Below are 25,415 nucleotides of genomic sequence, written 5' to 3'. Positions count from 1 at the left end.
CTGCTGAATGGACGCCATCTATCGCGTTGAGGGCCATCGCGTCACCACGAGCCCGAACGCCGCCGGTCCCTGGGACCCCAGCATGCAGCATGGCTCCGCGCCGGCCGCTTTGGCGGTCTGGGCCGCCGAGGCGATCCCGACGGCGGTGCCGATGCGCATCGCGCGCGTCACCATCGATCTGATGCGGCCGGTGCCGGTGGCGCCGTTGACCTTAGAGAGCGAGGTGCTGCGCGAGGGGCGCAAGATTCAGTTGTGCGCCATTCGGCTGCGCGCCGGCAATGTCGTCGTGGTCAGCGCCCATGTGCTCAAGATCAAGACGCAGGCGCTGCAATTGCCATCCGAAACTGGTGACATCGCGGTCGAGCTTCCCGGGCCCGATCAGGCGCGCCAGGAGCAGCCGAGCTTTTCCTCCAGCGCTTTCGTCACGGGTGTATCGATGCGCGCCGCACGCGGCCGCTTCGGCGTGCCCGGTCCCGGTGCGATCTGGTACCGCGCAGACCGTCCTTTGGTCGAGGGCGCGGCGGTCTCGCAAGCCATGCGCGCGGTCGTCGCGGCGGATTTCTGCAACGGCACCTCCGCCGTGCTGGATTTCGAGCAATGGACCTTTCTCAATGCCGACCTCACGGTGAGCATGGCGCGCGAGCCGGTGGGCGACTGGATGCTGCTCGATGCGGAATCGTGGATCGGCCCTGATGGCGCCGGGCTTGCGATGGCGCGGCTCGCGGATGTGAGGGGCTATTTCGGCCGCGCCGTGCAGAGCCTGGTGATCGAGAAGCGATAGATCGCCAACGGGTTCCGGCGAAAGATCGACGTCGCCGGGCGATCGTTTTGGGCTACACTCCGGCCGCATCTTCGGCCGGAGGTGATCATGGGTGAGAGACGTCCGACGCTTCCCTTGACCGGCGGCTGCTCGTGCGGTGCGGTCCGCTACGAGATTACGTCGTTTCCGCTGCTGCTCTACACCTGCAATTGTACCAATTGTCAGCCAGCGTCCGGCAGCGCGTTTGCGCTTAATATGCCAGTGGCGACCAAGGGTTTTCGCATCGCCAAAGGCGAGCCCAAGGGATGGCACCATTTATCGCCTTCAGGGGCGGAGGTCGCATCATGGTTCTGCGGCGACTGCGGGGCGCGAATTTACGGATCGCGCAAGAGCCGCCCCGAATCGATGAACGTTCGCGCCGGAACGCTGGACGACACAAGCTGGCTCACGCCGGCCGCGCATATGTTCATGAGGAGCGCACAGCCTTGGGTGGCTCCTTGGGTCGCTCCTCGGGCATCGCCGGCCGCAGACGCCGAATGCCACGAGGTCGGACCGGATGATTTCCGCCCCCTCGCCAAAAAATGGCGCGCGATGTGGCCTGAATTCTTCCCCGACGAATAGTTCCGGATCCCGGTAATTTTTTCAGGGAACCCGATGGTCCCTCACGGGTTTTCGTATGGGGATGAGGGCAGGGTTACGATGAATTCTCTAGAAAAGGTGGAAGGCCGGGCCAAAATCGGCATTTGGGGCCTGGACGATATCTTGTCGGGCGGACTGTCGCGCGGCCACTTGTTTCTGGTCGAGGGCGCGCCCGGTACCGGCAAGACCACCATCGCGTTGCAGTTCCTGATGGAAGGCGCGCGCGCCGGTGAGAAGTGTCTCTATATCACCCTCTCGGAGACCGAGCGCGAATTGCGCGACGGCGCCGCCTCGCACGGCTGGGTGTTGGGCGATGAAATCGAAGTCTTCGAATTGTTGCCGCCCGAAAGCCTGCTCGATTCCGAGCAGCAGCAGAGCCTGTTGTACTCGTCCGATCTGGAGCTTGGCGAGACCACCAAGCAGATCTTTGAGGCGGTCGAGCGTACCAAGCCGAACCGAGTCGTGCTCGACAGCCTTTCCGAAATCAGGTTGCTGGCGCAGAGCTCACTGCGCTACCGGCGACAGATTCTTGCGATCAAGCATTATTTCGCAAAATTCAACACCACCGTGATGCTGCTCGATGATCTCACGGCTGAGTTGGCCGACAAGACCGTACACAGCGTCGCCCACGGCGTTTTACGTCTGGAAGAATTGGCGCCGTCGTACGGCGCGGAGCGACGCCGCGTCCGCATCATCAAGTATCGCGGCGTGAAATTTCGCGGCGGCTATCATGATGTCACCATCACGACCGGCGGTCTCAATGTGTTTCCCCGGCTGGTGGCGTCGGAGCATCGCACGGAGTTCACACGCGGCAGGCTGACGAGCGGCATCGCCGAACTGGACCAGCTATTGGGCGGCGGCATCGACAAGGGATCAAGTACCCTGGTGCTCGGGCCGGCAGGTACCGGCAAATCCCTGGTGTCGATCGTGTTCGCCGTTGCGGCGATCGCGCGTGGCGAGAAAGCGGCGCTGTTCGTGTTCGACGAGGAATTGGGCCTGCTTTTCTCGCGCATGAAAGGTCTCGGCATCGATCTTGAAGGCCTGCGGCATGCTGGAAAATTGTTCGTGGAACAGGTCGATGCGGCCGAACTTTCGCCCGGCGAGTTCGCGCACCGCGTCCGCAGCCGCGTCGATGACGATGCGATCAAGACCGTCGTGATCGACAGTCTCAACGGCTATCAGGCCGCGATGCCGGAAGAAAACTCGCTCATTCTGCACGTGCACGAATTGCTGCAATATTTGAATCGCCAGGGCGCGGCGACGTTCATGACGGTAGCGCAGCACGGCCTCGTCGGCGACATGAAAGCGCCCGTCGACGTCACCTATCTGGCCGACACCGTGATCCTGCTGCGCTATTTCGAGGCGGTGGGTTCGGTGCGACGCGCAATATCGATCATCAAGAAGCGCACCGGCGCACATGAGTCGACGATACGCGAATATCGTATCGACAACCGCGGCCTTACTATCGGCGCCCCGCTGGTGGAATTTCAGGGCGTCCTGCGCGGAGTTCCGCTCTATGTCGGCCCGAATAATCCACTGCTTGAAGAGCAACGCCAGTGAGGCCTGGTGCCTCATCGGAACGCGCCGTCATCCTTGCGCCCAAGGGACGCGACGCCGCGGTCGCGGCAGCGCTGATCAAGGAAGCCGGATTTTACGCCAATGTCTGCGGTGATTTGCCGACGCTGATCCACGAGATCGAGGGCGGCGCGGGGCTTGCGGTGATTGCCGACGAAGCGATCAAGACCGCCGATCTGCGCGGGCTGGTTAATTGGTTGAACGGTCAGCCATCATGGTCGGATTTTCCGGTTGTGTTGTTCACGCATCAAGGCGGCGGCCCCGAGCGTAATCCGGACGCAGCCAGGCTCGCACACGCGCTTGGCAACGTCACCTTTATCGAGCGTCCGTTTCACCCGACCACGCTCGTCAGCGTTGTCGGGTCGGCGGTCAGGGCCCGCCGCCGCCAATATCAGACCCGTGCTATTCTCGAGGACCTCACGGAAAGTGAAGGGCTACTGCAGACGGCGTTGAATGCCGGTCATCTCGGTGCGCTCGAATTGCACCTGCCGGAGCTCGAGCTCGAAGCCTCGGATACCTGCAAGACGTTCTTCGGCCGCAAGCCGGAAGACCCGTTTTCATATCAGGATCTGGTGGCATCGATCCATTCCGACGACCGCGCTGGGCGACAGGAAACGCTCGACCGTTCGATCAAGGACGGCCATGACTACAACTACGAATACCGCAACATCTGGCCCGACGGCTCGATCCATTGGGTCGAGGTGCGCGCGCGCGCGGTCCGCGGGCCGGACGGCAGCATCAAATCGATGGTCGGCGTTTCGTCCGACATCACGGCACGCAAGATCGCGGAAATCGAACGGGAAACGTTGTTGGCGCAGTTGGCGGCCGAACGTACCGCGCTGGCGGAATTGACCGCCACGCTCGAGCAGCGCGTCGAGCAGCGCACCGCGGATTTGATGAAGGAAGTCGCGGCACGCGAAAAGGCCCAGGAGCAATTGCGCCAGGCGCAGAAGATGGAGACCATCGGCCAGCTCACCGGCGGTGTCGCGCATGATTTCAACAATCTCTTGATGGCCGTGATGGGCAATCTCGACCTGTTGCGCAAGCGGATGCCGAACGATCCACGGCTGCTCCGGTTGGTCAACGGCGCCATGCAGGGCGCCGAGCGCGGCGCTTCGCTGACGCAGCGTTTGCTGGCGTTCGCGCGGCAGCAGGATCTGCGCGCGGTGCCGGTCGATCTGCGCACGCTGATTCAGGGCATGATCGAGTTGCTGCAGCGCTCATTGGGGCCACGCGTCGCGTTGCGGATCGATATTCCTCCCGGATTGCCGCCGGCGAGCATCGACGCCAACCAGCTTGAACTGGCCATCCTCAATCTGGCAATCAACGCGCGCGACGCCATGCCGGATGGCGGCTCGATCACGATCGCCGTCTCGCAATATCAGGCGACCAACGATCCGGCGCTGCAATCCGGCAGCTATCTCAAAGTGTCGGTGATCGATACCGGCGCCGGCATGACGCCGGAGATCTTGAAGCGGGCGATCGAGCCGTTCTTCTCGTCGAAGCCGCTCGGCAAGGGGACGGGTCTCGGCCTGTCGATGGTGCACGGGCTTGCCGTGCAACTCGGCGGCGCCCTGCAATTGTCGAGCATGGTGGGCAAGGGCACCGTTGCGACCCTGGTGCTCCCGGTTGCGACCGCCCAGCCTGAAGCCGAAAGCCAGCCGCCGACGGCGCATAAGATCAATCGCTCCGCGATCATCCTTTTCGTCGACGATGATCCCCTGATCGCGATGTCGACCATGGAAATGCTGGAGGATCTCGGCCATCAGGTGATCGGCGCCAATTCCGCGCGGCATGCGCTGGATATCCTCAAGAGCGAGCAGCAGATCGACCTGATGATGACGGATCACGTCATGCCGGGCATGACCGGCATCGAACTCGCCGCGGCGTCGCGTCAGGTGCGGCCGACCTTGCCGATCCTGCTCGCCACCGGTTACGCCGAATTGCCCGAAGGCACCCAGCTCGATCTTCCAAGGTTGGCGAAGCCCTACCATCAGGATCAGTTGCGCGACCGGCTCGATCAGCTGCTGGGTTGAAGCGCCGCGCGGGCGTCGCGGCTGCCGTCCGAATGCAGTGCGCCGTGCCGCCCGCGCCATGCCCTTGCCGGACCACGCGTTTTTGCCCTTAACGCGGCATTAACCACTCGCGCCCCAAAAATCATGTCGAGGCCGTGCGCCGTCCCGCCGCGGCGGCCTCCAGGCGAGGGGTGCGACATGGATACCGAGACAGGCTTTGCAAAGACCTCGGCGACGCTGGACGAAATCCGCTGGCGTGTCGCCCGCGCGCTCGATCGGCACCCGCTGTGCCGCGACGTCGAATTCGACATCGTCGGCATGCCGCGCTCGAGCAAGGCCAACTGGACCATCAGCCTGCAGTCGGTGGCGCCCGACGCGCTGTGGGAGGCGACCGATATCGTCTCCGACATCCAGGAAGCCTATGAACTCGCGGTGGCGGCCTGATTTTGCACGTTTCGCCCCGAAACCAGCGCCATCGGGTTCTCCCGCGCCGTGACGGTGGCATGGTTAAGCCTTAATTAGCCCCCAGTTCTGCGGAAGATAAAGCATGATCCGGAAAAACGGATACCGATTTTCCGAACGGATCGTGCTCGTAGAGCTCGAAGAGCTTGAAGAAGAGATCGGGAACGCAGGGCGTTCCGGTTTGGTTCACTGGCGGAAACGGAGAATTGCTTGACCCGCGCCGTTACCATCATCGCCCTGACGTGCTTTCTGATCGTCGGCGCGGCGGCGTCGAGCATTCTCGGCCGCAACAGCCTGCCGGCGGCGAGGCCCGAGATGGCTGCGCTGGTCACGCAAAATCCGGTATCGAACAAGGAAGGCAAGAAGGACAAGCTCGCGGTCGCCACCCTGGCGCTGGCCTCGCTTGAGCCGGTGCAGCAGCCTGCGCAGCTCAGCGAGCCGCTGCGGCAGGCATTCGCCGCCCAGACTCCCGCCGATGTTATGCCGCCGCAGATCGCCGCACCCCAGGCGGTGACGCCTGCCGCGATGCCGCAGGCCCCGCTGGCGCCAAAACTGGCCGCCAAGCCGGCGCCGCAGAAGTCGTATGCGCTGCTCAGCGACGCCCAGATCGCCGGCATCAAGCAGCGCCTCGCGCTCTCCGCGGATCAGGAATATTATTGGCCGGCGGTGGAAAGCGCGTTGCGCGCCGTGGCCCAGAAAATCCATGCGACCCGCCAGGCCGATCCGCATGCGGCGACCAGCGTACCGATCGATCCGGATTCGGCCGAAGTGCAGCAGCTCAAATCGGCGGCGATGCCGTTGTTGTTTCAGTTGCGCGAAGACCAGAAGCGCGAAGTGCGCTCGCTCGCCCGCCTGATCGGGCTGGAAAAGGTCGCCGCGCAGATCTGATACGGTGGCGGCTGTCTAGGATTTTGCCGTCGTCAGATCGTGATGCTCGCTGCAATGCTCGATCAGCCGCTCGATGAATCCGGCGCAATTCATCAGCTCGGACACTTCGACATATTCGTCCGGCTTGTGAGCCTGCGCGATCGAGCCCGGCCCGATGACGATGGCGGGAACGTCGGCCATGCTGACAAATAGGCCCGCCTCGGTGCCGAAGCTGACCTTGCCATGACCATTGCGGCCGGCCAGTTGCTTGGCCAGCGTGACCAGCGCGTGCCCGGACGGCATATCGAGTGCGGGGTATTCGAGGATTTCTTCAAAATCGATTCCACAGCCTGGATCTTTCTTCCGCATCGCAGGTTCGATGGTCTGTTTCGCCCAGGCGACGACCTCGTCGGTCACCTGTTTCGACTCCAGGATGCCCAATCCGCGCACCTCGAATTCGATCGTGCAGGTATCGGGCACGATGTTCAGCGCGGTCCCGCCCTGCACGATGCTGGTCAGCATCGTCGTGTGCGGGACGTCATACATCGGATCGCCTTGGCCAGCGCTCGCGAATTCGCCGGCGCGGCGGCGGATTTCGATGATCAGCTCGGCGGCGTATTCGACCGCGTTCACGCCGGTCGGCGCCAGCGAGGAGTGACAGGCGAGGCCGCGAAATGTCGCTCGCACCGCATGCTTGCCCTTGTGGCCGATCGTGACCTGCATTTGCGTCGGCTCACCGACGAAGCAGCCGAGTGGCTTGACCGCGGCGCCGTTGATCTCGTGCAGCAGCGGGCGGACGCCGATGCACCCGATCTCCTCGTCATAGGAAATGGCAAGATGGATCGGCATCGATAGCTTGGCTCGGGCGATCTGTGGAACCATCGCAAGACACACCGCGACGAACCCCTTCATGTCGGTGGTGCCGCGGCCGTAGAACCGGCCGTCGCGCTCGGCCAGTTTGAACGGATCGCCGCTCCAGTTCTGCCCTGCGACCGGCACCACGTCGGTATGCCCCGACAGCACGATCCCGGGCCTGTCCTCGGGGCCGATCGTTGCCCACAGCGACGCCTTTTGTCCGGTGTCGTCCACAATCCGCCGGCCGATGACGCCGAGCGAGGCGAGATATTTTTCGATGTAGTCGATCAGCGGCAGGTTGGTGCGATCGCTCACCGTGTCGAAGGCGACGAGATCCGCTAACAGTTTCTTGATTAGCTCAGTTCTCTGGTTGGACATGATCTCGATCACTCGACAGGGGTGGAGTAGGGGCTGGCCGGCTGCTCGGCCCGGATGAAATTGGCGAGCGCGCGCGCCGCCGGCGCCAGCGAGCCTCTCGCCGGAACGACAACGGCCGTGTCCAGCGACATCTTGAGGTCCAGTGGACGAAACACCAGCGCCTTGTCCGGACGTAGTTCAAGCGGGAAGGGATTGAGAACGGCGATTCCGAGGCCCGCCTGAACCATCTCGGCGAGAAACACCGATGTGGTTGCTTCCGCGACGATCAGCGGCTCGGCGCGCTGTGCCGCAAAGGCGGCGTCAAGTTTTGTGCGCAAAGGAAAGCGCCGGCTCAGCGCCAGGATGCGTTCCCCGACGAGATCGCCAATCGACAATTCCGCGCGGCTAGCCAGCCGATGGCGCCTCGGCAGCAGCGCGTGCGGCCGCGCCCGCCGGAAGATCTCCAGCCGCACGCCGTCCTGGGAAGGCATCTGGTCGACCAGGCCGAGGTCGGCGCTGCCTTCGGCCACCGCGGCGAGGCAATCGGTCGACTTGCCGATTTCGACGTGAACCCGCGCACCCGGCTCGCGCGTGATGAAGCGCGCCAATATCGGTGCCAGAAACAGGTTGGCCAGCGTCGGCGGCGTCGCAATACGGATCGCGGTCGCACCATCGATGCCGGTCCTGGGCGCCGCGAACTGGTCCAGCAGATCGAAGATCACCGCCGCGCGTGCCTCGAGGGTCAGTGCCTCCGCGGTCGGCGTGAGCCGGCCGTTTCTTCGCGTGAAAAGCGGCTCACCCAGGCGCGCTTCGAGACTTGCGATGGCGCGCGAAACCGAAGGCTGCGAGGTGCCAAGCGCGCGCGCCGCCTGCGTCGTCTTGCCGGACGCCACCATGGCCCGCAGCGCCTCGATCTCGCGCAGCGAAGGGCGAACGCCGGCATCTTCCGCACGATCGGACACGTATTCCTTTCTATTCATTTTTCGCATAGCTTTTCCTAATATAAATAAATAATTGCATAGCAAAAAATAACGTGCAAGTTTTTTTGCCGCGCGGGTTGCCGCGGAAACCAGAACGTTGGGGGGCAGCGTGAGTGCAATTGCCGAAATGGTCGGGACGAGTCGACGCCAATCGGCCGGTCGCGCGGTCGTTGCCGCGACGGTCGGCAACATGCTCGAATGGTACGATTTCACGATCTATGCCGCGTTCGCGGTGCCGATCTCGAAAAACTTCTTCCCAGCGGACAGCGAGGTGATTTCCTTGCTGCTTGGCTTCGCAACGTTCGGGCTGGGCTTTATTGCCCGCCCGTTCGGTGCGGTCTTTCTCGGCGGCTACGCCGACCGGCGCGGGCGGCGCGATGCGCTCAGCCTGACGATCCTGCTGATGGCGCTTGGGACCGGCATCATCGCGCTGTGCCCGGGCTATGATCGGATCGGCATAGCGGCACCCATCGTCATTCTGCTCGCGCGTCTGATTCAGGGCTTTTCGGCGGGCGGCGAGATCGGCGGCGCGGTTTCGACCCTGGTCGAACATGCGCCGCCGGCGCGCCGCGGTTTCTATGCTTCGTTCCAGCAGATGTCGCAGGGCGGATCGACGATGCTCTCCGGCCTCGTCGCTATGACGATCGCGCTGTCGCTGCCGGCCGAAGCGATCGCAGCGTGGGGCTGGCGTCTTGCATTCGCCGTCGGCCTGCTGATCGCGCCGGTCGGTCTTTATATCCGCCGCGAGCTTGAGGATGCGCCGCTGTTCAAGGCATCCAGCCACGCAACCGAGCTGCCGATCCGGGTCGTGCTGCGGGACCATTGGCGCGCGATCCTGACAGGCATGCTGATCGTGATGCTGTGGACGGTTGCGCAATACATCGCCAATTACTTTCCGACATTTGCGGTACGCGAACTGAAGACATCGCTGTCCCAATCCTACCTCGGACCGCTGGTGGTCGGCACCGTGCTGTTATTCTGCCCGCTGGTCGGCGTTCTGGCGGACCGCTACGGACGCAAGCTGGTCATGATCGCGGGCGCCCTCGGCCTCCTGGTCATCCCCTATCCCGCCTTCTTCTATCTGATTGCATCGCCAACCGCCGGACATCTGGTGGCGACGCAGATCGCCGTCGCGGTCTTCATGTTGATCTACACGGCGCCGGCATCGGCCGTCCTGGCCGAACTATTCCCAACGCCGGTTCGTGCCACCGGAATTTCGCTGACCTACAGCCTTGGTGTGGCCGTGTTCGGCGGCTTCACGCCGGCGATCATCACCGCGCTGATCGGCTGGACGGCACAGCCCGTCGCAGTGGCTTTCTATTTGATGGGCGCGGCCGTCATCAGCCTGGCAACGGTCCTGACCTTGAAGGATCGCACCGGCGAGGCGCTGACATGAGCCTGCCGCGCCGAGTCTCGTAAGGCGGGGGCGACCCTCATCGCGCAATTCTTCATGCACAGGCCGCTCTAATGGCGTAGGCTGTGCACCCGCCAATATCGATGAGACAATTGATGCCGGATACACAGCAGCCCGCCTTCGACCCCAATAGCCTTGCGGTCACATTGGCTGACGTCCAGGCGGCGGCGGCGACCATCCGCGGATCGGTCGTCGTTACCGAATGCAACCAGAGCCGGACGCTTGGTGCGGTTCTCGGCTGCAGGGCCTGGCTCAAATTCGAGAATCTCCAGTTCACCTCCACCTTCAAGGAGCGCGGTGCCCTCAATCGCCTGGCAGCGCTGTCGCCGGAGGAGCGGCGGCGCGGCGTCATCGCGATGTCCGCGGGCAATCATGCGCAGGGCGTTGCCTACCACGCCAGGCGGCTCGGCATTCCCGCCGTGATCGTGATGCCGATCGGCACGCCGATGGTGAAGGTCGAGAATACGCGCCGGCTCGGTGCCGAGATCATCATTTCCGGCGCGACGCTGGAGGAATCCGGCGAGTTCACCCGCGAGTATGGCAAGGCGCACGGCCTGATCCTGGTTCATCCCTATGACGATCCCCTCGTGATCGCCGGGCAGGGCACCATCGCGCTCGAAATACTCGATGCGGTGCCGTATCTGGACACGCTGGTGGTCCCGATCGGCGGCGGCGGCTTGATCTCCGGGATCGCGGTCGCCGCCAAGGCATTGAAGCCGGCGTTGCGGATCATCGGTGTTCAGGCCCGGCTCTATCCGTCGATGTACAACGTCATCAAGGGCGAGCAGTTGCCGATGCGCGGCGATACGCTGGCCGAGGGCATCGCCGTCAAGGCGCCGGGCCGGATCACCACCGAGATCATTCGTGCGCTGGTCGATGACATCGTGCTGGTCAGCGAAGATCAGCTCGAAGGCGCGGTCGCGATGTTGATGTCGATCGAAAAGACCGTCGTCGAAGGCGCCGGCGCCGCGGGGCTCGCGGCGTTGATGGCGGCGCCGGAGCGCTTTGCCGGCCGCGATGTCGGCCTGATCCTGACCGGAGGAAATATCGACACCCGGCTGATCGCTTCCGTCCTGACCCGCGAACTCGCGCGTGAAGGACGGCTAACCCAGATCGCGCTCGACATCGTCGATCGACCCGGCCAGCTCGCCGCGGTCTCGGCGTTACTCGCGGAAGCCGGCGCCAATATTGTCGAGGTATCGCATCAGCGCACGTTCTCCGACCTGCCGGCCAAGGGGACGCTGCTTGAACTGGTGATCGAAACCCGCGATCGCGCGCATCTCGACGACGTCATGGCCAAACTCGGCGCGTCGGGATTCCGCGCCTGGTTGCCGGGCCGCCGCTGACAACAGCAGCTGGCGCACGATCGCCGTCAGTTCCAACCGCCGGTCTTCCAGGCAAAAACCAGGTAGGCGGCGATCATCGCGACTACAATCAGCATCCAGTTCTGGCCCTGGAAACCCAGGATAGTGAAGGGTTCTACTAGGAAATGCACGACGTTCCGCCCCATTAACAGGCGGAGCATATAGCCTTCACCGATAAAAATATATTATTTCTATATTCTTCGCCGGCTCACGCGTCAGTTTGCGGACGCCTCGTAGAGGCCAGTCTGTCGAACTCGGACGGGTAATAGCGGGTACCGCCCGGGTCGGTGATGAAGACCTGCCAGCCGTCCTCGATCAGCGCTCGCCCTTTCGCGATCGCGACAACAACGCTCAGTCGAACGGTCGTCATCTCAACTCCACCTCGTGAGGCGTAGACAATGAAGGTCACCGCGAGATCTTTTCCGCCATCGATTCCGGTTGTCGCGCTCAATCTGTCGCGCTCAACTTGTCACGCTTAAGCAAATTCCGTTCCAGCGCCGACGGGAATCACCGGTGACAGGCGTTATTGGGAACCGGCCAGGACGGATAATCCGTTCAGGAAGTCTTCCAGGGCTTGCTTGCCCGCCAGTTGCGCGTCGTGGGAAGTCCGGAAGCCGCCTTCCCACAATTTCACGCCCATCGCGCTTCGCTTGCGACGTATCTCCCAACGCCACGAGCTGCGCTGCTCGGTTCGCGAGATCGCGACATAATAGGATCTGCGTATTGCGTGACGAAGCGCCATCGTTCTAGTCCGTCGGGCTAGTTTCCAGCCGGGACTGCAGCCGATAGCCCACGCCCGACTCGGTAATGAGAAGCCGCGGATCATTGGGGTCGGTTTCGATTTTTTGCCGCAGTTTGCGAACCAGGATCCGCAGATATTGAATATTGTCGCGCTGGTTTCCGCTCCAGATATCCTTGAGCAGCTGGTCGTGCGTGACCACGAGACCGACATGGGTCGCCAGAATATGGACGAGGCGATACTCCTTTCGGGTCAGCCTGATCTGGTCGCCGTTGAGCAGCACCGATCGGGTGACCAGATCGACCGACAGCGGCCCGGCCGAAACCACCGAGCTCTCCGTAGAGCTCTTGAAATATCGCCGCAGTGCCGATTCGCTGCGCGCCAGCAATTCGGCGATGCCGAACGGCTTCACCACATAATCGTCCGCGCCCAATTTGAGCAGACGGACTTTCTGCTCTTCGCTGGCTTCCACCGACAGGATGATGATCGGAACATTCGACCACGACCGGATTCGTTCGAGGATCTCGCCGCCGTGAAGATCCGGCAAATCCAGGTCGAGCACGATGAGGTCGGGAGCATTGAACGTCGCGGCCTTCAGCCCGTCGGCCGCGTTCTCGGCCTCCAGGACTGAAAAGCCGTTGAGCTCGAAGCCGGCGCGAAGAAAGCGCCTGATTTTCGGCTCGTCATCGATCACCAGCACGACGTTTGCCGATTTACTCATAGGTTAAGGCCGTCAAGCTGGAATCATCGACCCAGCACGCAGGCAGCACGATGGAGGCCATCGTGCCCTTTCCTTCGCCGTGACTTGCGACCTCGATGCTGCCGCCATTGGCCTTGATGAAGGTCGTCGCGATCCAGAAGCCGAGGCCGGAACCGGCAATTGTCTCGCGGTGACGCGCGCTGCGAAACGCGCGCTGTCCGAGTTTGCCCTGTTCATCCCGGGCGATGCCGACGCCCTGATCGGAAACCGACATGGTGACCTGCGCCTCGCCGGCCCGCACGCCCACCGAAATCGCCGAACCGGACGGAGAATATTTGGCGGCATTGTCGAGCAGCTGACCGAACGACTCCTCGACAAGCGTCGAATCCACATTGACCAATGGCAGGTCATCGTCAAATTTCATTTGAATCCGGTGCTTCGCCAATCGTCGGGATCTCGAGCTCACGGCAGCCGAGACGATGTCTCTGGGATCCGCCCATTCGAGCCGGGGCTGCACGCTGTTGGTGGTGACGCGGGCGGTGTTGACGAGGTTCTGAATGAATCCGTCGAGCCGTTGCACTTCGTCGGTGATCGCCTCGGTCAATGCGTGCAGGCGGCCGTCCGCGCGAATCGGAGACGCCGATCCCAGAACGCTGGCCGAGCCTTGAATGGCCGCCAGCGGCGAACGCAATTCATGCGAGAGCATGCCGTGAAGCGCATCCTTCAGCAGTTGCGCCTGCAATTGCAGCTTGGCGTCATCCATCGCCTTGCCGATGTCGAGACGCTGGAGCGTCAAGGACGCTTCTTCAAGGATGATCTCGACACGGCTGGTCTTGGCCGCGATGGCGGCGCGCGATCCGCCACCGATATTGACGGCGATGACGCCATGAACGGTCGCTTCGGAGTGAACCGACCGCAGCAGCCAAACGTTATGGGTCGCCTCGTCGAAGATCGTATAGGCCGGAAGGCCGGTCTTCGCGTTCATCGATCGAACCCTGGCCTCCACTTCCCTGGGCACGAAATCGCTTGGCGGCGTTTCGAGGTTTGCTTCGGTTTTGGCGAGGAAGAAGACGGCCTGCTGTCCCAGTGCCTGGGCGAGATAGTCCTGAATGGCGGAAATCAGGTCCGGTATCGTGAAGCAGGCCGCCAGCCGCCGCGAGAATTCGTAGAGATATTGCAGCTCGGTTTCCCGCTTTCGCAAGGCCTCCTTTTCGCTTCGCAAACGCGACGCGAGATGGCCGCTGACCAGCGCGACAAACAGGAACAGCAGGAGATCGATGACTTCCTGCGGATCGTCGATCCGGAAACTGTAGAACGGCGTGAAGAAGAAAAAATCGGATGCGGCGCCGCCGCCGAGCGCCGCCACGATGGCCGGTCCGGTGCCCCATCTTGTCGCCGCAATAACCACTGGGATTAGGTAGACGACCGGAAACAGGCTGATCGGGAGCAAACGGTCGAGCAACAGCAGGCCGGCTGTCGCCAGACCGACGCAGATCAAGGCGCTCAACAGTTGCAAGACATAGATTGACAGGAAGTGGCGTGCGGGCATTTCGTCGTCGAATCGCGCAGGAGCTTTGGGTTTGTCTTGAGAGAATTTGCCTTGAGCAAATTTACTCTGGGCAAATTTACCCTCAGCAAATTCCGTGCCCGGATTTGCGGCTGGACCCGATATCGTCAGATGGGAATGCAAGGAGCCCGCTTTCGTAGCAGAACATCAACTGACCGTCGCCGTCGCCCGGTTACAGGCCGCGGAAGCGATCAGGCCGCACACAGCCCGATGAAGACGCAAAGCCGGCCATTCGCGAACGCGGCGATCTTGCGCCGCAATTTCGGGAACGAGCCGTTCGTTGGCTTCCTCTCAGCGATTGTGTCGATGTCGTTAACTACCCAGCGCCGGCAGGATGTCCAAATTGACGTAGGAAAGCTATGCCGCTTGCGGGTCCAAGAAATAAAGAAATCATAGTATTTATGGTCGCTGCGCTAGGCGGGCGCTCGGCGAGCCAAAGTTGCCGTTACGCCCAGCCCGATGCGGGCAACGCGAAAACTTGTTCGCCCTTGGCCTCGTCGCGCATGACATTTGCGTAATTGAGGGCGCGCTTCTGGCTCGCCAGTTCGGGGCTTGAGGTTGCTGCATGCCATCCGGGCTCGGCCGGTTGCAGAGCTGGTTGTAGATCTTGCGGAGGCGCCAGGGCGGCGAGGACGGCCGGATTGATGTGCTTTGGTGGATAAAGATAATGTTCCATCAGAAACATGCGCGCGCTGCGCATCCGAAGCAGCGCGTTGGCGATCGATTTGGCCTCGGGAAACATCGTGCTCCAACTGGCAAAGTCGCTCGCCAATATCTCGAGCGACAATATCGCGGTTGCGATCTCGACAAAGCCCTTGTTCGCGTTCTTCGCGCTTCGCGTGGTCGAGGCTTTCCGGAGGATTTGACGAAGACACGGATGCTTCTTGATGAAACCTTCCAGCTCGGCGCGCCAAAGCATGTTCGGCAGGCAACCATAGCCGTGGATCTCATGATAGCTTTCGATTAGGCCCCGGCACTGCGCCGCGAGTGAGGGCGGCAACGCGCCGAGGTCGAACGTCTCGGTCCTGGCGCGTGATGCGGCTTTGCTGTTGTCGAAAGCGCCCGCTGTGAATTCCATCGTTGTGTCTCGCATCGAGCGAACAAACGCGCTCGACGCAAGCATAACTGCGCGCGGCATATATCTTCGATACGCAATTGCCGCCATTTACATAGAAAAATAATAGCGCTTCGTGTGCGGCTGCGTCTTTTTTACAACATGTTTGTGAAAAACTTACGGCGACGTAAGCCTTTGTCGCGACGCAACGCAGTTTTCGCGCGCATTTCCGCCTGCGGCGTGTGCAACGCGCGAGGCAGTTGGCAATTACGTGGGCAGATCGCGGTAACGGCGTCGCTTAAGATATTTTCTATTTATGAAACGCCGGAGATAACCGCATCGATTTTATTTGTCTCCCAATCGAAACATATGGGCAATGGTTCGTGAAACCAAAAGAGCGTGAAGACGCCTGTATCAACAGCTTGGGGCAAGATTATGAAAAAACTTCTTTTGGCGGGCGTGTCGTTGGTCGCGATCGGCTCTATCAACGGCGCATTCGCCGCGGATGCCACGCTACCAACCAAGGCGTCGGCGAGCTGCGCGGGCGGTGTCGTGGATCCCTACAAGAACTATTCTTGCCTCGATGCCTATCTCGGCAGTGATTTCCTCGGCCGCTTTATCAGCTACTACAGGCTGGAGTGGGGACATGAAGCCGCGCCCTCCGATCCGAAGGCGCCTCCGTCACGCCGCGACTATTGGCCCACGACTCCGCAAAGCACGCCGCCGATGCCGTTTACGGAATGGCCCTATGGCGGCTCGACGAACCTCGGGGTGACGCGGCCGGCGTCGGTCGACAGTCCGCTGATGGTTGCGCTCGGCAATACGGCGGCCGGCCAGGCGATGAGCGACTCCCACATCCAGGTCTATGGCTGGGTCGATGTCGGCGGCAACCTCAGCAACAACACCGTGCGCGGCGGCAATGCTCCTGCCGCTTACGACTACAACCCCAACACGGTCCAGCTTGATCAGGCGGTTCTTTATATCGAGCGCTTGCCGGACACGGTGCAGAAGGATCACGTTGACTGGGGTTTCCGAGTCGCGCCGATCTTTGGCGAGAACTATCGCTACACCATAGCGTATGGCCTGTTCAGCAATCAGCTCCTGAACAAGAACTCGAACTACGGCTACGATATTCCGATGGCCTATGGCGAGGTGTTCATCCCGCAGGTTGCCGAAGGCCTGATGCTGCGGTTCGGCCGTTTCATCTCAATTCCGGATATCGAGGCGCAGTTGGCGCCGAACAACTACATGTACACGCACTCGATGACCTACACGTTCGACAACTATACCAACACCGGCGTTCAGGCCACGTTGGCTGCGACCAAAAACTGGATATTCCAGCTGGGATATAGCGTCGGCAGCGACACCATGCCGTGGAACGAAGGTGCTCGTCTGACAAACCTGATGCCGGGAAATGCGCTCTATTCAGGGTCGACCTTCCTGAAGGACCCGGGAGCCACGCCGAGCGTCACCGGCGGCATCCGCTACACGACGGACAACGGGAAAGACAGCATCAACATTGTCGCAGACGCGATCAACGGCGGCCAGTGGGGCTACAACAACCTGCAATGGTACGGACTGACCTACTACCACATCTTCAACGATCAGTGGCACGTCTCCTTCGAGACCTACCAGTTGGGAGAGAAAGGCGTGCCCAATGCGCTTAACCCGACTTCCGCAGCGATCGTCGCCGGCGGAGGTACGCCGTTCTCGCCTCAATATGTTCCCTACAACGCGCCGGGCCTCGCGCAGTGCAACAGCACGGCTGTCCTGACCTGCAATACCAGCACGTTCACCGCTCTGGCCTATCTGAGCTACAGCCCGACCAAGCTCGACAATATTTCCTACCGCGTCGAATACTATGATGACAAAGAGGGGCAGCGCACCGGAACCAAGACGGCCTACTTCGAAACCGGCCTTGGCTGGCAGCACTGGTTCTCGCCGCAGATCGAAATGCGACCTGAGTTTTCGTTCTACAAGTCGCTGAATGCCAACGCGTTCAACGGCAACTCAAACCTCGGCATCGCGGCAACCAAAAGTACGGCCCTGATCGGTTCGGCCGACATCATCATTCACTTCTGATGCGGGCATCGCGTGACGGCCCCGGCCGTCATGCGTTTCCTCGGGAAAAAAATTAATAGGGGATAGCAATGAAAAGAATTCTTCTCACTACGGTTTCACTTTGCGCTTTGGGCTTTGCAGCACCGGCGCTGGCGGCCGATCTAGCGGCCTACAAGGCCGCTCCGATCGTGGCGGCGACCTATGACTGGTCGGGCTACTATGTCGGCGTGTTCGGTGGATACGTCTACGGCAACCACAACCTCAACAATGCGACAGGACCCGCCGGCTTCGCCAACTACACCGTCAACTATTCTTCGCAGGGCGGAATCGGCGGCGTTGAAGCCGGATACAATTACCAGAGCGGCAACATCGTGTTTGGCGTCGAGGGTGATTACTCCTGGTCGGGCATCAACGGTAACGATAATTTCGCGTCGACTGACGCGCTTGGGAATGCTTCGAGCGATGCGACCAGCCTGCGTTGGTCAGGCACTCTTCGGGGGCGCGGCGGCATCGCGGTCGATCGCCTGCTGCTGTTCTTCACCGGTGGCTGGGCCTACGGCGATCTGCGCCACACCAGCACCGATTCGGTCAATGGCGTCGATCAGTTCGACAACAATCGCAGCGGTCTGACCGCGGGCGGCGGTATCGCTTACGCGTTCACCAACAACGTGATCGGCAAGATCGAATATCGCTATTACGACTTCGGCACCTACACGCGCGCCGGAGGCGTCACGGGCCTGACATCGAATGGCCAGCTTCCATTCAACGTCGCCAATACCTATTCCGACGTGTTGGTGGGCGTGGACTTCAAGTTCGGCGGTCGGTAGTCGCGACGCACCGATTTTAAGGAGAAAGCCCGCGTCGGCCGCAAATATAGCAGCGGCCGGCCTCTACCGAGAAAGAGAGGACGTTGTGTCGAAATCAACCTGGTTGAGATCCGCCGGAATCTTGCTCGCGGCCGCCGCGCTCTGCGCTGCTGTCGGCGGGTGCGTCGGCGACACCGGAACGTTGATGTCCGGCGCGGCGCAGGGGCCCGGCGATAGTCCGGCCCTGCGTTACTACGGAGGCCCGAAGTCTCCGATGTGGCCGAGCCAGTAGACGGAAGCTCGTCCGACAAAGAAAGTTTGAGATGATGACGAGAACGCTGCAAATCGCGACTACCGCCTTGCTTGCGGCGGCGGCCATTGCGGCTGTCTCGAGCGATGCCCTCGCCAGGCGCCGTGTTCACCGCGCTCACTTCAGCAAGCGGCACCTGCCTGCCCATTTCGCGCGAGACGATCCGCCTCAAACGACCGTCAATCTGCCTCCGATGCGCTACTACGGCGGACCAAAATCTCCGATGTGGCGCGGGTAAGACACCCATCAGATGCCGGACAGCGTCGTCGACAGGGAGCTTTCAGCCTTGGACAGGGCCGTCGTTCGGAAGTTTAGCAGCGGGCAACATCGAACTGGATATGTGGATACATCTTGGCTGCGCAAATCGCCCAGATATTTGGTTGGAGAAGGCTAACGATAGCCGCGATGCTGACGGCTGCGACCGGCCTGGCTTGTTTTGACGTTGCGCTGATCAGGACGCGGCATCTCGACCTTTCCGAACAAGCAAGCCCGCAGCGAGGGGCGCTGCCCCAATACCAGTCAAACGCGGCGAAGTGGGCATCGTTGAGAGAACTCGACGCCGATCTTCTCACCATATGCGGACCGCGCGATCAAACGTCCGCTGAAGCCGAACGACATCGCCGGACCCGGACAGCTTTTATTCATTGCCGCAGCGGCTGAACCGGTGAAGGGCCGAATTTTATCGCGGCGCGCGGCGCCGCGAATGAGCGCGCTTAAGCCTCGGTCGCCGACAGCGCGGGGCGACTTGGTCATCTTGGTGGATACCCATCGTTCGGAAGTTGAGACCCGTTCACATCAAACCGGATAAAAGTGGATAATTTGGCCCCTCAGATCACCCCAATATTTAAGTGGAGAAGGCTGACGTTGACTTTGCTGCTGACGGTGGCAGTCGGCCTTGGATATTTCGGCGTGACGCGGATTCGGGCGCAGCACGTCAATCCCTCCGAGGTATCGAGCCAGCACCGAACCGGGCTTCCGCGCTACATGCCAAGCGCGGCGGAGTGGGCATCCCTTACCGTCGAACCGGTGTCCGAGCAGGTATTCCGCGGCGAACATGTCACGGAAGGCAAGGTTGCCGTCAATGAAGACAGCTCGACGCCGATCTTCTCGCCCTATGCGGGCCGCGTCATCAAGCTGTTGGCGAAGCCGAGCGACATCGTCGAGCGCGGGCAGCCGTTGTTCATCGTCGAGGCGACCGATACAGTACAGGGACTGAACGATTTTATCGCGGCGCTGAGCGCGGTGAACAAGGCGCGCTCGACACTCAATCTGGCGCAGATCGTGGAGAAGCGCGCCAACGATCTCTATGCGGGCAAGGCCGTTCCGCTCAAGGACTGGCAGCAGGCGCAGGCCGATTTGTCGACCGCGCAAAACGACATGCGATCGGCCGAGACGGCGCTCGAGGCGGCGCACAACCGCTTGCGCATTCTCGGCCGTTCGGAAGACCAGATATCGGCCTTCGAGCAGACGAGACAAATGAGCGCCGACACCCCGATCTATTCGCCGATCGGCGGCACGGTCACCCAACGCAAGGTTGGACCGGGCCAGTTCATCAGCAGCGGCGCCAGCGATCCGGTGTTTGTGATCGGCGACCTCTCCACCGTATGGCTGACGGCGTTTGTCCGCGAGACCGAAGCGTCGGGCGTCGCCGTCGGCCAGCAGATGGTGTTCTCCCTGCTTGCGCTGCCGGGCCAGCAGTTCAAGGCGCGGATCGACTACGTTTCGGCGGCGATTGATCCGTCGACGCGCCGGCTTCTCGTCCGCGCCACGATCGACAACAAGGATGGGCTGCTGAAGCCGGAGATGTTCGCCAACGTGACGATCTATTCCGGCGGGGATCGTCCGGCGGTCGGCGTGCCGAAACAGGCACTGATCTACGAAGGCGACAAGGTTCGCCTGTGGGTGGTTCACGACGACAAATCGATCGAGTTGCGGCAGATCGAAACCGGTCTGATCAATGGCGATCTGGTCGAGGTGCGGGCCAATCTGGCGCCGGGCGAGAAAATCGTCACCAGGGGCAGCCTGTTCATCGATCGGGCCGCATCCGGCAGCTAACCCGCTTCAAAGCTTCTCTCGCAGTTTGGTCAAATGGATCGTCTGGTCGCCGTTGCTGTCAATCGCAGGTTTCTGATGGTGGGGCTGTTCGCAGCCGTCATTATCGGCGGCCTGGTGGCGTTTCAGCAGTTGAATATCGAGGCATATCCCGACCCGACGCCTCCGATGGTCGATATCGTCACCCAAAGTGCTGGGCTCTCGGCCGAGGAAATCGAGCGTTACATCACCATTCCGCTGGAGACGCAGGTTGCCGGAATCAAGAACCTGAACGTCATCAGAACGATTTCGCTCTATGGCCTGTCCGACGTCAAACTGCAGTTTTCCTTCGACTTCACCTACGATCAGGCATTGCAGCAGGTCTTGAATCGCCTGTCGCAACTCGCGCCCTTGCTGAACAACGCTCAGCCCCAGATTTCGCCGCTCAGTCCGATCGGCGAGATCTACCGATACCGGCTGGTGGGACCGCCCAATTATTCCGTGCTCGATCTCAAGACGATTCAGGACTGGATCCTGCAGCGCCGCTTTCGCGTCGTGCCGGGGGTTATCGACGTCACCGGCTGGGGCGGCAAGACCAAGACCTACGAGCTCCAGGTCGATTTCAACAAGCTGGTGGCGAACGGCCTGACGCTGCCTTTGCTGCTGCAGGCGGTGAGCAATGCCAATGTCAATGTCGGCGGCAACACCGTCAATATCGGGTCGCAATCCGCGGTCGTGCGTGGCGTCGGCCTGATCCGTTCCATTGACGCGCTCGCCAGCACCATGATCGCCTCCAACGGCGGAACGCCGGTCCTGGTAGGAGACGTTGCGACGGTGACGGTCGGCGAACAGCCGCGGCTCGGCATCGCCGGCGAAAACCAGGATGACGATATCGTCCAGGGCATCGTGCTGATGCGGCGCGGCGAGCAAAGTTCGCCGACGATCGCCCGGGTCGAGCAGCTTGTCGCAAGCATCAACAACTCGACCATTCTTCCGCCCGGCGTCCGGATCGAGCGCATTTACGACCGAAAGGACCTGATCGAGACCACGACCAGGACGGTGCTCGAGAACATGGTCGTCGGCATCGGACTGATCGTGTTCCTGCAGTGGCTGTTTCTCGGCGACCTGCGCAGCGCATTGATCGTCGGTGCGACCATTCCATTCGCGCTGTTCTTTGCGGTCAGCATCCTGGTGCTGCGCGGCGAGTCGGCTAACCTGCTGTCGGTCGGCGCGATCGATTTCGGTCTGATCGTCGATGCCACCGTCATCATGGTCGAGGCGATTTTCCGGCGCCTGGCGCACGGCAGCGGGCTTTCGGACGAAGAGCACGCGACGATCTCCCCCAGGACCACGGTCGTTATCAAGCACAATGCCATTCTTGCATCGGCGGCTGACGTCTCGCGTTCGATCTTCTTTGCCGCCGCCATCATCATCGCGGCGTTCCTTCCGCTTTTCACGCTGAGCGGCGTCGAGGGCAACATTTTCAGCCCGATGGCCCGGACCTATGCCTATGCGCTGGCGGGTGGCCTGCTGGCGACATTCACCATCACGCCGGCGCTTAGCGCGATCATTCTGCCGGCGCATGTCAAGGAAACCGAGACCTTCATCATGCGGCTCTTGCACCGCATCTACATGCCGGTACTGGCGCGTTCGCTGGCCAGCCGGAGATTAGTGCTGGCCGGCGCGGCGGGACTGATCCTGATGACGGTCATCGCCGTCCGCTTTCTGGGCCTGGAGTTTCTGCCGAAGCTGGAGGAGGGCAATCTCTGGATCCGGGCAACCCTGCCGCCGACGATCTCGCTTCAGGCCGGCAACGCCTATGTCAACGAAATGCGCAAGGTGATCGCGGCGCGGCCCGAAGTGGAGTCGGTGGTGTCGCAGCATGGCCGGCCGGATGACGGCACCGACGCCGCGGGCTTTTTCAATGCTGAATTCTTTGCTCCGCTCAAGCCGGCCAAGGAGTGGCCGGACCGCGAAGACAAGGACGAACTGACCGCGAAGCTGCTCGCGCAATTGCAGGACAAGTTTCCCGGCGTCGAGTTCAACTTCTCGCAGTACCTTCAGGACAACGTCTCCGAGGCCGTGTCGGGCGTGAAGGGCGAGAATTCGATCAAGCTTTACGGTAACGATCTGCAGGCGCTGACCGACACCGCCAACAAGATCAAGGGCGTTCTGGCGACGGTGCAGGGGATTACCGACCTGGCGGTGTTCACCTCGCTTGGCCAGCCGACGATCCAGATCGATGTCGATCGTGCGCGCGCCGCCCGTTACGGGCTGTCGCCCGGCGATATCAACACCACGATCCGGACCGCGATCGGGGGCGACAGCGCGGGCGATCTCTATGAGCCGGGCAGCGACCGTCACTTTCCGATTATCGTTCGCCTGGCGCCGGAGTACCGCCGAAGCGCGGAAGCAATCCAGAATTTGCGCGTGGGCGCGACGGGCCCGAACGGTATCACGCAAGTGCCGCTGAGCGAGGTGGCGTCGATCAAGCTGGTGTCGGGCGCGGCCTATATCTACCGCGAGCAGCAGGAGCGATATCTGCCGATCAAGTTCTCGGTTCGTGAACGCGACCTCGGGGGCGCCATCAAGGAAGCGCAGGAAAAGGTCGCCGCGCAGGTTCAACTGCCGGCGGGCTCGCGGGTCGAATGGGTCGGCGAATTCGGCAATCTTCAGGATGCGATTCGCAGGCTCTCGATCGTGGTGCCGATCAGCCTGGCGCTGATCGCCATGCTGATCTGGTTCAACTTCGGATCCGTGGTGGATACCGCGCTCACCATGAGCGTGATCCCGATGGCGGTGTTCGGCGGCATTCTCGGGCTGTTGCTGACCGGCATCCCGTTCAGCGTCTCCGCCGCGATCGGGTTCATCGCGCTGTTCGGTATCTCGGTCATGGACGGGATCATCATCCTGTCGCAGTACAATCAACTGATCGACCTCGGTGTCGAGCGCGGCGCTGCGATCCTGCGCACGGGAGAGCTTCAGCTTCGCCCGGTGCTGATGACGTGCGTGGTCGCCGGCATCGGATTGTTGCCCGCGGCGCTCTCGTCCGGCATCGGCTCGCAGGTGCAAAAGCCGCTCGCCGTCGTGGTCGTGGCCGGCATGATGCTCGCGCCCATTGTCATTCTGGTGACGCTGCCGGCGCTGATTTCGATGTTCTCGCGCAGGCGTCAACCCGGGCCGGTCGCGGAAGGTGCCCTGGCGCCTGCGGAATGAAGAACGATTGTGTTGATCGAGGTCGAGCGTGAGTAATGTCGTGTCCACCCGCCGTGTGCTTTTGCGCAGCAAGACAGCGTTGTCGTCCTGCTCGCTGGCGCTCTGTGCCGCGATCGCCATGCTGGCTGGGCCGGCCGCGGCCGATTCCCTCAGGGATGCCCTGGTAAAGGCCTATCAATCCAATCCTCAGCTCAATGCCGAACGCGCGCGTCAGCGCGGGACCGACGAGAACGTGCCGCAGGCGCTGGCCGGCTACCGGCCGCAGGTTGTCGCGAGCCTTGGCGCCGGCCTACAGGCGGTTCGCGACCTGTTGCCCGGCAATACGGTCCAGGGCGACACGCTGCGTCCATGGACGATTGGCGTGACCGTAACGCAGGTCCTGTTCAACGGCTTCAAGACCGCCAACAGCGTTCGTGTCGCGGAATTCCAGGTGCGGTCCGGCCGCGAGGCGCTCCGCAACGTCGGCCAGGGCGTGCTGCTGGACGCGGTGACCGCCTACATGAATGTCATTGCCAATGAGGCACTGCTGCAGGCGCAGCAAACCAATGTCGCGGTGCTGCGCGAAATATTGGGCACGACGCGCAAGCGTCTCGACGCCGGTGACGTGACGCCGACCGATCTGGCGCAGGCCGAAGCGCGTTTGAACCGGGGCCTCGCCGATCTCAACGCCGCCGACGTGGCGTGGGCCATCAGCAAGGCGACCTATGCGCAAGTGATCGGTGAGGCGCCGTCGCATCTGCTGCCGGCCTCGCCGGTCGATCGGCTCTCGCCCAACGGGCTTGCGGAATCCACCGAGGTTGCGAGCAAGGAGCACCCGGCCGTCGTCGCCGCCGGCTTCGATGTCGATGTCGCCCAAACCACCATCTCGGTCGCGGAGAGCAGCCTGCTGCCGACCGTTACCGCGCAGGCGAATGTCAGCCGGTCGAAGGATTCGGACTCGTCGCTCAGCACATTCGGCACCGACCAGGCTTCGATCCTCGGGCAGATCAACGTTCCGATCTATGATGGGGGGACGGCGGCCTCGCAGACCCGTCAAGCCAAGGAACTGGCATCGCAAAGCCGCCTGGTGCTGGAGCAGGTCCGCAAGCAGGCGCGAACGGCGGTCGCCAGTGCTTGGGTGACCAATGAGGGAACCAAGGTTGCGCTCACCGCCGCGGAATCCGAAGTGCGCGCCGCCGACGTCGCGCTGCAGGGCGTGCGCCGCGAGGCGCAAGGAGGCCAGCGCACCACGATCGATGTTCTCAATGCGCAGCAGGATCTCACCAATGCACGGTCGCGACAGATTCAGGCGCAGCACGATCGGGTGATCGCCTCCTACACGTTGCTCAGCTCCGTCGGCAGGCTCGACGTGCATACGCTGAATCTCAATACGCCGGACTATGTTTCCGAGCTGCACTATCATCAGGTCCGGGACGCCTGGCACGGCGTTCGAACGCCCTCGGGGCAATAAAACATCGAACTGGCCGCGGCCGGCGATGTCGGATGCGTGCCGGAAGTCGAGAAGAGAAAAATCCCGCGACGAGGGCTAACGCCGCGAATGGCAAGCATGGCTGAATTGGAGGAACCGCCTGTAAGGCGAGCGTAAGCTTGGTGGCCTAAAGGTCTGTTGAATGATCGGTCGATCAACTGTCGATCGTTCGGGA

At 62.0% G+C, this 25,415-nt stretch carries 22 protein-coding genes; 14 read left to right on the top strand and 8 right to left on the bottom strand.

What is annotated here, in order from left to right; all coding sequences use genetic code 11:
* The first annotated feature begins 7 nt into the window (after positions 1-7).
* The 6 genes from GSQ88_RS29445 (at position 8) to GSQ88_RS29420 (ending at position 6,339) form a co-directional block, all read left to right on the top strand.
* On the top strand, positions 8-781 hold the full coding sequence (locus GSQ88_RS29445) for a thioesterase family protein (protein ID WP_159011299.1): 774 nt from the start codon (positions 8-10) through the stop codon (positions 779-781).
* Between the two features lie 114 nt (positions 782-895).
* On the top strand, positions 896-1,381 hold the full coding sequence (locus GSQ88_RS29440; RefSeq protein WP_159011298.1) for a GFA family protein: 486 nt from the start codon (positions 896-898) through the stop codon (positions 1,379-1,381).
* 78 nt (positions 1,382-1,459) lie between these two features.
* Entirely contained in the window at positions 1,460-2,959 is a 1,500-nt protein-coding gene (locus GSQ88_RS29435) for an ATPase domain-containing protein (RefSeq protein ID WP_159011297.1), read from the top strand.
* Positions 2,956-5,010, top strand: coding sequence for an ATP-binding protein (locus GSQ88_RS29430; protein ID WP_159011296.1), 2,055 nt, complete (start codon positions 2,956-2,958; stop codon positions 5,008-5,010). Before GSQ88_RS29435 ends, GSQ88_RS29430 begins: the two co-directional genes overlap by 4 nt.
* A gap of 177 nt (positions 5,011-5,187) precedes the next feature.
* On the top strand, positions 5,188-5,433 hold the full coding sequence (locus tag GSQ88_RS29425; protein WP_159011295.1) for a hypothetical protein: 246 nt from the start codon (positions 5,188-5,190) through the stop codon (positions 5,431-5,433).
* 228 nt (positions 5,434-5,661) lie between these two features.
* Positions 5,662-6,339 carry a hypothetical protein gene (locus tag GSQ88_RS29420; RefSeq protein WP_159011294.1) on the top strand — a complete coding sequence of 226 codons (678 nt, stop codon included), beginning with the start codon at positions 5,662-5,664 and terminating at the stop codon, positions 6,337-6,339.
* A gap of 15 nt (positions 6,340-6,354) precedes the next feature.
* Here GSQ88_RS29420 and argE read toward each other — a convergent pair whose 3' ends face one another.
* Together argE and GSQ88_RS29410 are read right to left on the bottom strand one after the other, a co-directional pair.
* Positions 6,355-7,551, bottom strand: coding sequence for an acetylornithine deacetylase (gene argE, locus GSQ88_RS29415; protein WP_159011293.1), 1,197 nt, complete (start codon positions 7,549-7,551; stop codon positions 6,355-6,357).
* Between the two features lie 8 nt (positions 7,552-7,559).
* Positions 7,560-8,510: a LysR family transcriptional regulator gene (locus GSQ88_RS29410; protein WP_159011292.1), complete on the bottom strand. Its 951-nt coding sequence runs from the start codon at positions 8,508-8,510 to the stop codon at positions 7,560-7,562.
* Between the two features lie 109 nt (positions 8,511-8,619).
* Between GSQ88_RS29410 and GSQ88_RS29405 the strand changes: the two genes are divergently transcribed.
* Positions 8,620-9,906: an MFS transporter gene (locus GSQ88_RS29405; protein WP_210253919.1), complete on the top strand. Its 1,287-nt coding sequence runs from the start codon at positions 8,620-8,622 to the stop codon at positions 9,904-9,906.
* Between the two features lie 113 nt (positions 9,907-10,019).
* Positions 10,020-11,270: a threonine ammonia-lyase gene (locus GSQ88_RS29400; RefSeq protein WP_159011291.1), complete on the top strand. Its 1,251-nt coding sequence runs from the start codon at positions 10,020-10,022 to the stop codon at positions 11,268-11,270.
* 26 nt (positions 11,271-11,296) lie between these two features.
* On the opposite strand, the gene GSQ88_RS36030 is transcribed toward GSQ88_RS29400, so the two are convergent.
* The 6 genes from GSQ88_RS36030 to GSQ88_RS29380 all read right to left on the bottom strand — a co-directional run bounded on the left by GSQ88_RS36030 (position 11,297) and on the right by GSQ88_RS29380 (position 15,372).
* Positions 11,297-11,419, bottom strand: a complete 123-nt coding sequence (locus tag GSQ88_RS36030) for a hypothetical protein (protein WP_283810711.1) — start codon at positions 11,417-11,419, stop codon at positions 11,297-11,299.
* A 77-nt stretch (positions 11,420-11,496) separates the two neighbouring features.
* Complete coding sequence (locus GSQ88_RS29395; RefSeq protein WP_159011290.1) at positions 11,497-11,658, bottom strand: hypothetical protein; 162 nt, start codon at positions 11,656-11,658, stop codon at positions 11,497-11,499.
* Between the two features lie 153 nt (positions 11,659-11,811).
* Positions 11,812-12,030, bottom strand: coding sequence for a hypothetical protein (locus tag GSQ88_RS35375; protein ID WP_210253918.1), 219 nt, complete (start codon positions 12,028-12,030; stop codon positions 11,812-11,814).
* Positions 12,031-12,034: 4 nt separating this feature from the next.
* Positions 12,035-12,748, bottom strand: a complete 714-nt coding sequence (locus GSQ88_RS29390; protein WP_159011289.1) for a response regulator — start codon at positions 12,746-12,748, stop codon at positions 12,035-12,037.
* Positions 12,741-14,276, bottom strand: coding sequence for a sensor histidine kinase (locus GSQ88_RS29385; RefSeq protein ID WP_159011288.1), 1,536 nt, complete (start codon positions 14,274-14,276; stop codon positions 12,741-12,743). Before GSQ88_RS29385 ends, GSQ88_RS29390 begins: the two co-directional genes overlap by 8 nt.
* A 463-nt stretch (positions 14,277-14,739) precedes the next feature.
* Positions 14,740-15,372 (bottom strand): hypothetical protein, encoded by a 633-nt coding sequence (locus GSQ88_RS29380; RefSeq protein WP_159011287.1) that lies wholly within the window; start codon positions 15,370-15,372, stop codon positions 14,740-14,742.
* A 411-nt stretch (positions 15,373-15,783) separates the two neighbouring features.
* Between GSQ88_RS29380 and GSQ88_RS29375 the strand changes: the two genes are divergently transcribed.
* The 6 genes from GSQ88_RS29375 to GSQ88_RS29350 all read left to right on the top strand — a co-directional run bounded on the left by GSQ88_RS29375 (position 15,784) and on the right by GSQ88_RS29350 (position 25,222).
* Positions 15,784-17,430 carry an outer membrane beta-barrel protein gene (locus GSQ88_RS29375; RefSeq protein WP_159011286.1) on the top strand — a complete coding sequence of 549 codons (1,647 nt, stop codon included), beginning with the start codon at positions 15,784-15,786 and terminating at the stop codon, positions 17,428-17,430.
* 68 nt (positions 17,431-17,498) lie between these two features.
* Complete coding sequence (locus tag GSQ88_RS29370; protein WP_159011285.1) at positions 17,499-18,236, top strand: outer membrane protein; 738 nt, start codon at positions 17,499-17,501, stop codon at positions 18,234-18,236.
* Positions 18,237-18,876: 640 nt separating this feature from the next.
* Positions 18,877-19,185: a hypothetical protein gene (locus GSQ88_RS29365; protein ID WP_210253917.1), complete on the top strand. Its 309-nt coding sequence runs from the start codon at positions 18,877-18,879 to the stop codon at positions 19,183-19,185.
* Between the two features lie 144 nt (positions 19,186-19,329).
* Positions 19,330-20,580 carry an efflux RND transporter periplasmic adaptor subunit gene (locus tag GSQ88_RS29360; protein ID WP_174248150.1) on the top strand — a complete coding sequence of 417 codons (1,251 nt, stop codon included), beginning with the start codon at positions 19,330-19,332 and terminating at the stop codon, positions 20,578-20,580.
* Positions 20,581-20,613: 33 nt separating this feature from the next.
* Positions 20,614-23,772 (top strand): efflux RND transporter permease subunit, encoded by a 3,159-nt coding sequence (locus GSQ88_RS29355; RefSeq protein ID WP_159011283.1) that lies wholly within the window; start codon positions 20,614-20,616, stop codon positions 23,770-23,772.
* A gap of 118 nt (positions 23,773-23,890) precedes the next feature.
* Positions 23,891-25,222, top strand: coding sequence for a TolC family outer membrane protein (locus tag GSQ88_RS29350; protein WP_159011473.1), 1,332 nt, complete (start codon positions 23,891-23,893; stop codon positions 25,220-25,222).
* Positions 25,223-25,415: the final 193 nt, after the last annotated feature.

It is taken from the genome of Bradyrhizobium sp. S69 (assembly GCF_009766005.1).
GTDB lineage: Bacteria > Pseudomonadota > Alphaproteobacteria > Rhizobiales > Xanthobacteraceae > Bradyrhizobium.
Note: the sequence above shows the minus strand (reverse complement) of the source record. Positions and strands in the feature narration are given on the sequence as shown.